The sequence below is a fragment of the Streptomyces sp. NPDC058683 genome (genome assembly GCF_042716195.1).
GTDB lineage: Bacteria > Actinomycetota > Actinomycetes > Streptomycetales > Streptomycetaceae > Streptomyces.
On record NZ_JBHXSK010000014.1, the window covers coordinates 94,709 to 108,368 of the forward strand.

At 72.5% G+C, this 13,660-nt stretch carries 10 protein-coding genes; 3 read left to right on the top strand and 7 right to left on the bottom strand.

Translation table 11 applies throughout. The features are described from left to right. The first annotated feature begins 10 nt into the window (after window positions 1-10). Window positions 11-2,383, top strand: coding sequence for a malto-oligosyltrehalose synthase (gene treY, locus ACFWXC_RS17280; RefSeq protein ID WP_384479480.1), 2,373 nt, complete (start codon window positions 11-13; stop codon window positions 2,381-2,383). A gap of 306 nt (window positions 2,384-2,689) precedes the next feature. Further along, window positions 2,690-3,943 carry a M14 family zinc carboxypeptidase gene (locus tag ACFWXC_RS17285; protein WP_384479677.1) on the top strand — a complete coding sequence of 418 codons (1,254 nt, stop codon included), beginning with the start codon at window positions 2,690-2,692 and terminating at the stop codon, window positions 3,941-3,943. 57 nt (window positions 3,944-4,000) lie between these two features. Here the strand turns inward: ACFWXC_RS17285 and ACFWXC_RS17290 are convergent, their stop codons facing one another. The 3 genes from ACFWXC_RS17290 to ACFWXC_RS17300 form a co-directional block, all read right to left on the bottom strand. Beyond that, window positions 4,001-4,417, bottom strand: a complete 417-nt coding sequence (locus ACFWXC_RS17290; RefSeq protein WP_384479482.1) for an SSI family serine proteinase inhibitor — start codon at window positions 4,415-4,417, stop codon at window positions 4,001-4,003. Next, window positions 4,414-5,739: a M14 family zinc carboxypeptidase gene (locus tag ACFWXC_RS17295; RefSeq protein ID WP_384479484.1), complete on the bottom strand. Its 1,326-nt coding sequence runs from the start codon at window positions 5,737-5,739 to the stop codon at window positions 4,414-4,416. The genes ACFWXC_RS17290 and ACFWXC_RS17295 overlap by 4 nt, the downstream gene beginning before the upstream one ends. Window positions 5,740-5,899: 160 nt before the next feature. Next, window positions 5,900-6,451 (bottom strand): FHA domain-containing protein, encoded by a 552-nt coding sequence (locus tag ACFWXC_RS17300; RefSeq protein WP_384479486.1) that lies wholly within the window; start codon window positions 6,449-6,451, stop codon window positions 5,900-5,902. 176 nt (window positions 6,452-6,627) lie between these two features. On the opposite strand from ACFWXC_RS17300, the gene treZ reads away from it, so the two are divergent. Next, a complete protein-coding gene (gene treZ / locus ACFWXC_RS17305; protein WP_384479488.1) occupies window positions 6,628-8,373 on the top strand; it encodes a malto-oligosyltrehalose trehalohydrolase in 1,746 nt (581 codons plus the stop codon). 69 nt (window positions 8,374-8,442) lie between these two features. Here the strand turns inward: treZ and ACFWXC_RS17310 are convergent, their stop codons facing one another. From ACFWXC_RS17310 to murJ, 4 genes are all read right to left on the bottom strand, one after another. After that, the gene (locus tag ACFWXC_RS17310; RefSeq protein WP_384479490.1) at window positions 8,443-9,387 is read right to left on the bottom strand and encodes an aminoglycoside phosphotransferase family protein; all 945 of its coding nucleotides are present in this window, start codon (window positions 9,385-9,387) and stop codon (window positions 8,443-8,445) included. Between the two features lie 63 nt (window positions 9,388-9,450). Continuing rightward, complete coding sequence (locus ACFWXC_RS17315; protein ID WP_384479492.1) at window positions 9,451-10,578, bottom strand: aminopeptidase P family protein; 1,128 nt, start codon at window positions 10,576-10,578, stop codon at window positions 9,451-9,453. Window positions 10,579-10,771: 193 nt separating this feature from the next. Further along, window positions 10,772-11,326, bottom strand: a complete 555-nt coding sequence (locus ACFWXC_RS17320) for a PDZ domain-containing protein (RefSeq protein ID WP_384479494.1) — start codon at window positions 11,324-11,326, stop codon at window positions 10,772-10,774. Between the two features lie 388 nt (window positions 11,327-11,714). Beyond that, window positions 11,715-13,547 carry a murein biosynthesis integral membrane protein MurJ gene (murJ, locus tag ACFWXC_RS17325; RefSeq protein ID WP_384479496.1) on the bottom strand — a complete coding sequence of 611 codons (1,833 nt, stop codon included), beginning with the start codon at window positions 13,545-13,547 and terminating at the stop codon, window positions 11,715-11,717. Window positions 13,548-13,660 lie beyond the last annotated feature (113 nt).

A 13,660-nucleotide genomic window follows, 5' to 3' on the forward strand; every position in this document is an offset into this window, starting at 1 on the left:
GTACGCTTGCATGACTGCTGAGCGAATCACCGCGGCCTTTCCGACAGCCACCTACCGCCTCCAGCTCCAGCCCAGCTTCCCCTTCTCGGCCGCCGAAGCCGCCGTGCCGTACCTCGCCTCGCTCGGCGTCTCCCACCTGCACCTCTCCCCCGTCCTGGAGGCCGTGCCGGGCTCCACGCACGGCTACGACGTCGTCGACCACGCGCGCGTGCGTGCGGAACTCGGCGGCGAGGAGGGGCTGCGCGCGCTCGCGCGTACCGCGCGGGAGCACGGCCTCGGTCTGGTCGTGGACATCGTGCCGAACCACATGGCCATGTCCCCCCGGCACAACCACGCCCTGTGGGAGGTCCTGCGGAAGGGCCCCAGGTCGCCGTACGCACGCTGGTTCGACGTCGACTGGGAGGCGCAGGGCGGGCAGCTGCTGGTGCCGGTGCTCGGCGGGCCGGTCGGCGAGGTGCTCGGCCAGCTCGTGGTCGACGGCGACGTGCTGCGCTATCACGAGCACGCCTTCCCGCTCCGGGAGGGCACCGCGGACCTGCCGCTGCCGGAGTTGCTGGACGCCCAGTGGTACCGCCCGGTGTGGTGGCGGCTGGCCCGGACCGAGCTGAACTACCGGCGGTTCTTCAGCATCTCGGAGCTGATCGGGGTGCGGGTGGAGGACCCGGAGGTGTTCGAGGCCACCCATGCCAAGATCCTCCAGCTGCTGCACGAGGGGGTGGTGGACGGACTGCGCGTCGACCATCCCGACGGTCTCGCCGACCCGGACGGCTATCTCACGCGGCTGCACGAGGCGACCGGCGGACGCTGGACGGTCGTGGAGAAGATCCTGGCCGACGGCGAGCGGCTGCCGGCCCGCTGGCCGGTCGCGGGGACCACCGGGTACGACGCGTTGCGGCAGGTGGACGGCCTGTTCACGGATCCCGCGGGCGCCGGTGAACTGCTCGGCCGGTACCGGCGGTTCGCGGCCCCTCAGACGGACCGGGGCGGCGACTGGGAGGCGACCGTGCGGCGGGCGGCCTACAAGGTGCTCACGCACGAGCTGGCGGCCGAGACGGAGCGGCTGACCCGGGCGGCCGCGCGCGCGTGCGCGACCTCGCCGGACCCCGCGCTGCGCGACCGGGCGCCCTGGGCGCTGCGCACCGCGCTGCAGGAGCTGCTGGTGCGGATGCGGGTGTACCGGCCGTACGTCTCCGGTGACGCGTCCGCCGTGGTCACCGAGCGGGCCGCCGAGGAGGCGAGGTCGGCCTTCGTGGTGCCCGAGGAGGGCGGGGCGGTGGACGTGGTGCGCGGGCTGCTGCTGGCGGGCGACGACGGTCCCGGGCCCGCGGAGTTCCGGACGCGGTTCGCGCAGACCTCCTCGGCGCTGCGGGCCAAGTCCGTGGAGGACACGGCGTTCTACCGCTATGTGCCGCTGCTGTCCGCGACCGAGGTGGGCGGTGCTCCCGGCAGCCCGGGTGTCTCCCCCGACGGCTTCCACGCGTACTGCGCGCGCGTGCAGCGCGACTGGCCGCTCACCGGGACGGCGGTGACGACGCACGACACCAAGCGCAGCGCCGACGTCCGGGCGGCGCTGGCCGTGCTGACGGAGTGCCCGGAGCGCTGGGCGGACGTGCTGACCGAGGTGACCCGGGACGGGGCGGGCGTACCGGACGCGCAGCTGGCGTGGGCCGCCTGGCAGACGGTGTTCGGGCTCGGCCCTGCGGCCCCGGAGCGGGTGCAGGGAGCGCTGCTGAAGCATGTGCGGGAGGCGGGCCTGTACACGAGCTGGACGGAGCAGGAGCCGCCGTACGAGGAGGCGGTGGCCTCGTTCGTCGCGGCGGGCCCGTGCGGGGCACCAGGAGAGCGTGTGGCGGCCTTCCGGGCCTCGCTGGCGGCCCACGTCCGGGCGAACGTCCTCGGCACGGCTCTGGTCCATCTGACGATGCCGGGGGTGCCGGACGTCTACCAGGGCACGGAGGGCGAGTTCCGGGCGCTGGTGGACCCGGACAACCGGCGGCCGGTCTCCTTCCCGCCCGAGCACCCGGGCGAGAAGGACGCGGTGACGGCGGCGGCGCTGCGGCTGCGGGCGCGCCGCCCGGACGTCTTCGGCGATACGGCGACGTACGAGCCGCTGACGGCCGAGGGCCCGGCCGCGGCGCACTGTCTGGCGTTCGCGCGCTCCGGCGAGGTGGTCACGGCGGTGACCCGGCTGTCGCTGCGGCTGGCCGCCGCGGGCGGCTGGCGTGACACGGTGCTGCCGCTGCCTCCGGGGCGGTGGGCGGACGTGCTGGCGCCGGAACGCGAGTTCACGGGGCACGCGCGCGTGGACGTGCTCTTCGAGGGGCTGCCGGTGGCTCTGCTGGAGCGAGTGGACGGCGGGGGCGACGAAGACGACGGGCACTGAGGGCACTGAGGGCACTGAGGGCACCGAGGGCACCGAGGGCACCGAGGGTCATATTCACTCGTACGGGTGAAGATGGGGCCGGGTCGGGGGGTTGCCGAAACTCGTCGGGCGCCTGCCGCGTCCGTAAAGGCGCGCGGAGCCGTTCCGCGCCCCGTAATGGCTTCGCACCCCCGTCGGCGTCAACCGCCTTGTCGGCCGACTGCTCATGCACCTGGGCGCCCCCTGGAGCCTCCCCCTGGAGGTTCTTGACAGTTCACCTATGCCGTGCGGGACTGGGGAATGCGAAGCCGGGCGGACAAGTCGGGGGTGAGTCTCCTGCCGGAGCTGCGTTACCCCAGTGTTCCCGAACTGGTCGCAACCGCCCGGGCGTTGGCCGCTCACCGGCCCGGCCTGTGCACGTTGCGGCAGATCGGCGTCTCCCGCGCGGGCAGACCGCTGCACCTGCTGTCCGTCGGGCACGCCCGGCGGGCGGTGCTGGTGGTCGCGGGTGCCCACGCCAACGAGCCGACCGGGGGCGGCACCCTCCAGGTGCTCGCCGAACGGGTATTGAAAGAGCGGGACCTACGGGCGGAGACCTCCTGGCACTTCCTGCTGTGCGCGGACCCGGACGGGGCGAGCCTGCACGTCACCCCGGCACCGCGCAGCCTGCTCGACTACCACCACGGCTTCTACCGCCCGGCGGGCCCCGAACAGCCGGAGTGGTCGCCGTCGGTGCTGCCCCCGGACCGGCTGCCGCCCGAGACCACGGCTCTGCTCGGAGTGATCGACGAGCTGCGCCCCTACCTCCAGGTCACCCTGCACGGCACCGACCTGGGCGGCAGCTGGGTGCAGTTGACGAAGGACGTGCCCGGGCTCGCCGAACCGTTCGCCAAGTCGGCGGCGGAGCTGCACATCCCGGTGGAGACGGGCGCCTCGGACGCCGCGGGCTGGCCGGCGTCCGGTCCCGGCGTCCGGGTGATGCCGGGTCCGGGGTCGGGGGTGGCGTACCCGAGCATGCCGGACGACGCACGGCACAGCACCTGGTACCACGCGCACCGCTACGGGGGTCTGACGGCGGTGGTCGAGGTGCCGATGTGGGCGAGCGACCTGGTCGACGACCCGGCGCCGCATCCGGCGCCGGCCGCGGCGATGCGGCGGCTGGCGGGCCGGCTGCTGCGGGACTCGCGGGAGGTGGAGCGGGTGCTGACCGAGGCGCTGCCCCGGCTGGACGGCCTCCTGGAAGGGCCGCTGCTGCGGGCGGCCCGCTGGGCGCTGGGGCTGATCCCAGGGCTCGCCGAGGACTGGATCCGCCGGCCGCCGATCGACACCACGATGGCGTACGTGGGCAGCGTGGACGCCTTCGGGCGGCGGCTGCCGTTGCGGGCGGCGTCGATGCTGCTGCGGGTGCTGCGGGAGGTGGACGACCGTGCGGTGCCGCGGCTGGAGGAGCTGGTGGCCTCCTGGTGCGACGCCTACGGGGAGCGCTTCCAAGCCCGCTGGGTGCCGCTGGAGCGCCAGGTGGAGCACCAGTCCAGGACGGTGCTGGCGGCCGCGCAGCACGCCCGTGAGCGGGCGGCGTGAGGCTTCGGGGCCTGTCCGGTGGAGCACGCCCCCAGGGGCCGCACGCCGCCCCCGGGGTCAGCTGTCGAGGGCGAAGACCGGTCCGGTACGGGCCGCCATCTGGCAGGAGTTCGAGAACGTCTCGCGGTACTCGATCGGCCGGCCGTTCCACTGCCCGCGCGCCTGCGCGGTCACGGGGGCGTAGACCATCGGGCACATGGCGTCCTTGACCGGGGAGATGCGCGCGATGTCACCGCCCACCGTGTCGAGTTCGGCACAGGCCTCGGCCGCCCGGGAGTGCCCCTGGGGCGGGTCGCACAGCAGCAGCGTGCCGGGCGTGTCGCCGGACCGGCTGTCGCCCTTGGCGACGGTCAGGTACAGGTAGTCGCCACCGTCGGTGGTGCCGGGCGCGGCCTGGGCCGGGCCGGCGGCGAGGAGGGCGGCGGCCGCCAGCAGGGCACCGCCGGCCGCTGTCGCTCTGATCAGAGGGGTCATTCCCGGTGCATCGGCACGGCGGCCCCGGCACCCCAGTCCGACTCACCCGAACGAGCACGCACGCGCGCGTGGCGGTGTGCCAGTTCGAAAGCGCTCAGGACCATGCGCGTCTGGTACTCGGCCTGGCGTGCGACCGGGATCCAGCGTGCCTCGAAGACCTCGTGGTAGTCCGCGCACCAGGTGTCGATCAGGCGGTCCAGGTCGGGCAGGGCACCGGCCGGGTCGTGGCCGGTGCCGCGCAGCAGCCGGTGCAGCAGCCCGGCGGTGCGCAGGACCAGCCGGCGCCCGGCGATCCGCAGGGCGGCCAGATGGGCGGTGCTGAGCGGGGGCAGCGGGCGGGCGCTGCCGGCGTCGGTGCCGGGGTCCCAGGCGTCGGCGAGTCCCGGGCAGACCAGCAGGTAGTCGTCCACCGGCGCGAGCAGCCGGGCCGCGTCCGGCGCGCCGGACAACTGGGGCCGGATCCGGGCCAGGACGTCCTCCAGGAGGCCGGTGTCGTGCCGCAGGGTCCGGGTCACGGCGCGCAGCGCGGCGTCGCGGTCGGCGAGCGGTGCGCTGTCCTGGACGGCGGCCACGCCCCACATGGGCGCCTCGACGATGGCGGTGACGGTGCCGTGCCGGTACGGATGGAACCAGGTGGACTCGACGGCCGCCTCGGTGATGGCGGCGGCCAGGCCGCCCCGGCGGGGCGGCGGCACCCGGTAGACGGCCGGGCCCAGGGTGGGCCAGTACAGGGCGTCGTAGGCGCCGAGTTCGCGGGGGATACCGAGCCGGTTCGCGGTGTGCGCGAGGCGTTGGGCGAGGCCCGGCAGGTCGTCGGTCAGTTCGACGAAGCCGCCGCCGACGTCCACGCCGTGCAGCGAGCACTGGAGGAAGGGCCGCAGCTCGTCCTGGAGGTCCAGCAGCGCCCGGGTCTCGGGCAGCGCGGCGGCGTCGGCTCCGTCGGGCAGCCATTCGGGCTGCTCCAGGAAGCCGGGCCGGAAGAAGTTCCGGAAGTAGTGGCCCAGCGTGTACGGCCCGGCCAGCCAGCCCTCGTTGCGGCGCGAGCCGTCCGGGTCCAGGCACAGCAGCAGATTCCAGGTGACGTCGGCGTCCTCGGTCAGCCGGGGGTCGGCCAGGACCCGGTCGGCGAGGCGGAGCACGGTGGCGCCGCCGACGGGTTCGTTGGCGTGCGGGCCGGCCACGACGAGGGCGTGCCGGCTGCCGTGACCGATCGAAAGCAGCCACAGCGGAGTGCCCGCGCGGGAGGTGCCGATCCGGTGCAGCCGGGCGTCCCGAGGGTGGTCGGCGACCAGCGCGGCCGCGCGCGAGGACAGCTCGTCCACGGACGGAAAGCGGTGGAGGGGCGGCAGGGCACACCTCCACGATGCTGTGCCGTCGGTTCACATGATGTGCATGGATTACGCACAGTCAGTCACGACTTAAGGGGTACGTCAACACCGTGGCGGACAAACGTTTTTCAGCCACTTGGGAGAAGGTGCGCACTCAGTGGGCCGAGAGCCGGTAGCACACCCGGCCGAAGCCGATCTGGTCACCCTCACGGACGACGGCGGCGCCGATCACCCGGCGGCCGTTCACGGTCGTGCCGTTGGTGGAGCCGAGGTCCCTGAGCACCCACAGGCCGCCCTGCAGGCGGAGTTCGGCGTGCACCCGGGAGACCGTCTCGTGGTTGAGCCGCAGCCCGTTGGCGGGGTCGCGGCCGATGCGCAGCGGGTGCCCGGTGCCGGGGTGCGGCAGCAGCAGCTTGGGCAGCCGCTCGGCCTGCCAGGCCCGGCGCAGCCGCACCGTGAACCCGGAGACGGCCTCGACGGTGCCGAAGAGCACGCGCGTGAAGCGGCTCTCCTGGGGCAGGTCGGCGGTGAGTACGGCCAGTTCGTCCATGCGACGGGCGGCGAGCGCCAGCTCCATACGGCGCACGAACGTGTCGTGCGACAGCCGTCCCATGGCGACGCCGTCGCGCAGCACACTCAGCGCCTTCTCGCGTTCCGCGTCGGACAGCCGCGCGGGATAGGTGTTGAACTCGAAGGACGACGTCACCTTGCCGATTCTGGGTCAGTGAACCCCGGGTGTCCAGAAAACGGGGAAACGGCCGTCACGCGCGCGTACGTACGGCGACACCCCTCGGCAAAGCCGGGATTCAAAGCGGATTGATCTCTTTTCACGGCACGATGGACGGACTACCTCACGATGAGCCAGACGAAGGGGAACCGTCCGTGCAGTTCGAGGTGTGGGCACCGCAGGCAGACCGTGTGACGCTCCATTGCGACGGCGCCGCCCGTGCGTTGGAGCGTGATCCGCGGCGGCCGGGCTGGTGGGCCGGGGAAGCGGACGCCGAGGACGGCACGCGGTACGGGTTCGCGCTGGACGACGGCCCTGCGCTGCCCGACCCGCGCTCGCGTCGTCAGCCGGACGGACCGGACGGGCTCAGCGCGGTCGTCGACCACGGACGGTACGAGTGGCGTGCCTCGGGGCCGGGACGCGCGCTGCCGGGCGCGGTGCTCTACGAGCTGCACGTGGGCACGTACACCCCCGAGGGCACCCTGGACGCGGCCGCCGGGCGCCTGGACCATCTGAAGGAACTGGGCGTCACGCACGTGGAGTTGATGCCCCTCTGCCCGTTCCCGGGCCGGCACGGCTGGGGGTACGAGGGGGTCTCCCTGTGGGCGGTGCACGAGCCGTACGGCGGACCCGAGGCGCTGAAGCGCTTTGTCGACCGGGCGCACGGACTCGGGCTCGGTGTCGTCCTGGACGTCGTCCACAACCACCTCGGTCCGTCGGGCAATTACCTGCCCGCGTTCGGGCCGTACTTCACGGAGACGCACCACACGCCCTGGGGCGCGGCGGTCAACCTGGACGCGCCCGGTTCGGACGAGGTGCGCGCCTACCTGGTGGGCAGCGCGCTGGCCTGGCTGAGCGACTACCGGATCGACGGACTGCGCCTGGACGCGGTGCACGCGCTGTGCGACACGCGCGCGTGCCACTTCCTGGAGGAGCTGTCGTCGGCCGTGGCCGGCCTGGCGGCCGAGTCGGGCCGGCCGTTGTTCCTCGTCGGCGAGTCCGACCTGAACGACCCACGGCTCATCACCGCGCGCGCGGAGCACGGGCTCGGCCTGGACGCGCAGTGGAACGACGACTTCCATCACGCCCTGCACACCGCGTTGACCGGGGAGTCCCAGGGCTACTACGCCGACTTCGCGCGCGCCCCCCTCGCCGCCGTCGCCAAGACCCTCACCGGCGGCTACTTCCACGACGGCACCTACTCCAGTTTCCGGGGCCGTCGGCACGGCCGGCCGCTGGACCGCGCGCGGGTGGCCGGGCACCGGCTGCTCGGCTACACCCAGACCCACGACCAGATCGGCAACCGCGCCCAGGGCGACCGGCTTTCGGCCACCCTCTCCCCCGGCCTGCTGGCCTGCGCGGCCACGCTGACGCTCACGGCGCCCTTCACGCCGATGCTGTTCATGGGCGAGGAGTGGGCGGCGGGCACCCCCTGGCAGTTCTTCACCGACCACACCGACCCGGATCTGGCGGAGGCCGTACGACGCGGCAGGCGACGGGAGTTCGCGGCGCACGGATGGGCCGAGGAGGACGTACCCGATCCGCAGGACCCGGCGACCCGGGACCGGTCCTGCCTGGACTGGTCGGAGCCGGACCGCGAGCCGCACGCGCGCGTGCTGGCCTGGTACCGCCGGCTGCTCGCCCTGCGCCGCGAGCAGCCGGACCTCACCGACCCCGACCTCGCCGACACCAAGGTGGCCTACGACGAGGAGGCACGCTGGCTGGCGTTCCGGCGCGGTGACGTGCGGGTCGCCGTGAACCTGGGCAAGGAGCCGGCCCCGATCCCGCTGGGCACCGCCCGGGTGGAGGTCCTGGCCGCGTGGGACCCCGTGACGGCACCGGACGCGAACGGGCTGCTGCGGGTGCCGGGCGAGTCGTGCGTGGTTCTGACCCAGGCGTGAGCACGCGTCCCGGCGTAGGTGGTGCACGCACGGGCTGGGACACGCGTACGGCATGCACGCCTGCGTGTCCTACGTCTCCTCGTCCGTGTCGTCCTCCCGGAGGTCCGACACGCGCTCCAGCAGGATCGTCTCCCAGGCGCGCCGGAGTTGGGTGCGCAGCAGGGGCAGGGGGCTGTCGTCGCGGCCGTCGAGGCGGTCGGTGAGGCGGATGACGGTGTCGCAGCGGGCAAGCCACAGGCCGCGCAGGCAGGGGCGGGCGCCGTAGCCGGCGAGGGTGGCCGCGCGGACGGCCGCGCCGGAGCCGACCGCGAGGGCGAGCCCGGCGATGTCCTCGGCGGGGTCGCCCACCGCCGCGTCGGTCCAGTCGAGGACCCCGCGCACCCTGCCGTCGGCGCTGACCACCAGGTGCTCGCCCTTGAGATCGTGGTGGACCACCACGGCCGTACCGGGCTGGGCGGCGAGCTGGGCGGCGCCCGGCGAGGTGAAGTGGAGCAGGGGTGCGGGGTCGAACTCGTCGGCGATGGCGAGGCGTTCGGCGGCGGGCACGGCCATCCGGCGCAGCGCCTCCAGGGAGCGCGGCGGGGTGCGTGGCAGGCCGAGCGTCTCGGCCTGCCGTACCGGCACCTCGCGCAGCCCGGTGAGCAGCCCGGCCAGATCGGCCTCGCCGACCGCGGAGACGTCGTGCTCCTCGGCCGTGCCCCCGGGGATCGCGGTGTCCAGCGTGTAGGTGAGTCCCGGCGCCCACTCGCCGTGCGTGACCCCGGCCGGGACGGCGACGGGCAGGTGCGGGCGCACCAGGTCGCGCAGGCGCAGTTCGCGGCGCTGGCGCGCGGAGGCCTCGCGGTCGGGGGCGAGGCGCAGCACATAACGCGTGCCGACCCACCAGGTGGAGTGCTCACCGCCCGCCGCGACGGGCCGGATCTCGGGGCCCGGGGTTCCGGTCTCGCTCTCTTTGAGCAGCGAACGGACCAGTCGGCGGACGGTGTCCGCGGTGGGTGTCGGTGCCTGGGTCATGGATCGCGCCGTTGCCGTTCGGGGTGGGGTAGGGGCGAGAGGATACGCCCGGGGCCGGGTCGGTCAGCCCACTATGACCATCTCGCGCGTGGTGTTGTTGAAACGACGCCCGCCCTCCTCGGTCACCGTGACGATGTCCTCGATCCGCACCCCGAAGCGGCCGGGCAGATAGATGCCGGGTTCCACGGAGAAGCACATCCCGGGCACCAGCGGCTGCTCCTCGCCCTCGATCATGTACGGCGGCTCGTGCGTGGTGACGCCGATGCCGTGGCCGGTGCGGTGGATGAAGTACTCGCCGTACCCGGCGTCGGTGATGACCGCGCGGGCGGCCCGGTCGACCTCCTGGCAGGCGGCACCGGCGCGTACGGCCCGGAAGCCGGCCTCCTGGGCGGCGCGCACGATGTCGTGCACCTCGCGCTCCTCGGCGGTCGGCGGGCCCACGTGCACCGTTCGGGTGGTGTCGGAGCCGTAGCCGTCCTTGAGGCCGCCGAAGTCGAGGACGACCATGTCGCCGTCCTGGATGACGCGGTCGCCGACCTCGTGGTGCGGGTTGGCGCCGTTGGGGCCCGAGCCGACGATGGTGAAGTCGACCTGGTCGTGGCCGAAGCGGCGCAGCAGGTCCGCGAGGTCGTGGCCGACGTCGGACTCGCGGCGGCCGGCGAAGGGAACCTTGCGGATCTCCTCGAACGTCGCGTCGGCGGCCGCTCCGGCGGCGGCGAGGAGTTCGAGTTCGGCCGCGTCCTTCACGGCGCGGAGCATGGGCAGCGCGTCGGTGAGGGAGGCGTAGGAGGTGCCGGGGAGGGTCTTCTGCAGGCCCAGCAGGTGCATGGCCCAGGCGTTGTCGCTGATCCCGAACCGGCCGTCCTTGGCGAGCAGGCCGGCGGTGACGGTGTAGGGGTCGATGCCGTCGGTCCAGTCCCGCAGGGTCAGGGCGGCCGAGCCGTCGGCCTTCTCGGCGTCGGGTGCCTCCAGGGTGGGGACGACCAGCACGGGGTCCTTGCCGGGGGTCAGGACGAGGAGGGTGAGCCGTTCGGTGACCGCGGTGGGGGTGTAGCCGGTGAGCCACACCATGTCGGGGCCGGGGGCGATCAGGAGGCCGGCGAGTCCGGCGTCGGCCGCGGTGTGCGCCGCGCGCGTCATACGGGACTTGTAGTCGTCGGCGGTGAAGGGCGCGGGCGTACTACCGGTCATCCGAGCCTCCCTGTGCGGGTGAGGGGACTGTAGGTGCCTCGGGGAGCATCCTGCCCGGAGAGGGGGAGCCACGCGAGCCGGTTCACGCGGAAGGGCGTTGTGCGTCACGGCCGTACGGCGAGTGCCGCCGCACCGTGGCTGGTCGCGCCCGCGCGGCGGAGCCGCATTTCGATACAGCCCCGCGCCGGCGTTCTCAAGTGACGACCCCCGGCACCACGGTCAGCTGCTGGTACCCCCCGCTCTCGTGCCGCACCGTGAGTCTGGCCTCCTTCCCCGGGCGGGCCTCGGCCACCACGCGTGCCAGGTCCGCGGCACTGTCGATCCTGCTGTCGCCGAGCTGAAGGAGCACGTCGCCGCGCACCAGGCCCGCCGTGTAGCCCGGGCCGGGGATGTGGACGCCCACGACCAGGGCGCCCACCTTGTCCGCGTCCACGGCCTCCACTCCCAGGGTCGCGGCCGCCGTCGGCGAGGCAGCGGGGGTCACCGACGGTGCGGGGCCCGATGTCGTCGGCGGAGCCTGCTGCCGCAGCTCCGCCAGTCTGCTCATGCCGATCACCGTGGCGCCGACGGTGCCGATTCCGACCCCGCACAGCACCAGGACCGTGCCGACGATCAGGCCGAAGAGCAGGGACCTGATCCGCCGCCCGCGCCGGCGCGCGGCGTGCGGGTGCCGGGCCGGGCCGGGTTCGGGGTCGTCCCGGCGTTCCTGACCTGGGATCGGCTTGGGACGCAAAGCGGTCTGTTCCATGGTTCGCCTCCAGCCTCAGCTCTACCCGGCGCACGCGGGCGCGACGAGACACGAACGAGTGAGACTGACCCTGGGTCAGGGGCGGGAAACCCTTGGCCCCACCTGCGCCGCGGGCACCGTCGAGAATGCCTGCCAACAGGTTCGCCGCCGCTCCCGTGGGGGTCCCGCCGTACACCAGTTCCACCCGGCGGACGAGGCGTGGCGCGGGAACGGCGACCTTGCTGGGGACGTCGGGGGTCGTCCGCAGGGGCAGCAGGCTGAGGCCGTGGCAGCGGCGGTCAGGGGTGAGGGGGGCGCGATCACGCCTCACCTGCACGCCGTGAAAGTTCGGCGGCGAACGGCAGGATGCAGCCGGCCTCGCCGCCCGGCTCCTGGCCGGCTGCGTAGTTCAGCGGCCAAGGCGTGCGCGAACCATGTTCACCATGGCGTTGACTTCGTTGATGCGCATCAGGCGCGCGAGGGGGATGAACAGAGCAATCATTACGGTCGCGCCTGCGGCGAGTGCGGTGAGCGCGGCAACGGCGGGGGTGTGAATCACTGTCATCAGCCAGGCAGCGACCGATCCGGCTGCCAGGGATGCGGGAAGGCTGGCCCCGATGAGACGCGCATAAGTTCGGATGACTTGACGGCCGTCGAGGTCGCCGCCGAGTCGGCTGCGGAGTCGTTTCCAGGCGACGCCGACGCCGATGACGTAGGCCAGGCCGTATGTGCAGGCCATGCCGGTCACGGCCCACCGCGCGGGGAGCAGCAGATAGGCAGCGAAAGATCCGCCGGCGTTCACGAGCGCGACGATGAGGGTGTTGAAGAAGGGGGTCCGGGTGTCTTCGTAGGCGTAGAAGCCGCGCAGTACTACGTACTGCACCGAGTAGGGGATCAGCCCCAAGGCGAAGGCCATCAGGACGAAGCCGATGTTGCGGGCGCCTTCCTCGCCGGCTCCGGCGTAGAGCAGCTGGATCAGGGGCACCCCAAGAGCGAGAAATGCGAAGGCACAGGGAACGATGGCGACCGCTGATGTACGCAGGCCCTGTGAGATGTCGTCTCGGACTGCGTCGTGATCGCCGTCGGCGGCTGCGCGGGCGATGCGGGGAAGGATGGCAGTCATCACAGAGACGGTGATGATGGCCTGCGGCATCTGCCACAGGAGGAGCGCGTAGTTGTATGCGGTGATGCCGGTGCCGGGGTGTCCGGCCTTCTCTGCGGTGGCGCCGGCGGCGGTGGCAAGACGCGTCACGACGACCATGCCGGCTTGATTGACGAGCACGAACAGGAAGGTCCATTTCGCCAGGCCGAGAGCTTTCCCAAGGCCATGGCCACGCCAGTCGAAGCGAAGGCGGATCCGAAATCCCGAGTCGCGCAGGTAGGGGACCATGGCCAGCGCCTGAACCGCCAGCCCCAGAAGGGTGCCGACACCAAGCAGACGCACTCCCTGAGGCGTGATCGTTGACGCCGACATTCCCGAATGGGCGGCCGTGCCGAATACCCAGACGAATGACCCGAAAGCAACGATGATCAGGATGTTGTTCAGGACGGGCGTCCACATCATGGCACCGAACCGCCCGCGCGCATTCAGGATCTGCCCCATCACCACGTGAATCCCCATGAAGAACATGGTGGGCAGGCAGTAACGGGCGAAGGCGACCGCGACACGCAGTTGGTCAGGGTGAGTGGCCATCGAGGGCGACATGACACGGATGAATTCCGGCGCCGCAATGACGCATATCAGGGTGGTCGAACCGAGGAATGTGATGACCAGGGTGATGAGACGGTTGGCGTATGCGGCACCTCCGTCGGAGTCCTCCTTCATCGACCGCACCAACTGCGGAATGAAGACCGCATTGAGGGCCCCTCCGCCAACCAGCACGTAAATCATGGTGGGTAGCGTATTGGCCACCTGATAGGTGTCGTTGAGTGTTCCCACACCCAGCGCAGCCCCCATGACCAGAGTGCGCAGAAAGCCAGTCAAGCGTGAAACCAGAGTTCCGGCCGCCATCAAAGCGCTGGACTTCATGAGACCGGGAGACTGCTTACCGTCGGAGCTTTCGCCGGCAGCCGGCATCGCTTCAGTCGCGACAGAATTCATGACGGAGGCAGAGCCGGCCACTCGGCGAATCTGGAGCGTCTCGAAGTCGCGGGCAGCCACGTCCGGCACGGCATGCCGGACACGACGCCGCGGCCCGGGCTCTGGGGCGGCTTCGCGACTGCCGTCACCTTCAGCATTCATACGTGATCCATCGCTCCGCATCTCCGACTACCACTACGGCCACGCCACCATACCGGCGCGGCAACTCCGTGAAGTCCGGCGGATGTTGTGGTCAGCGTGCTTCGGCTCCGTGA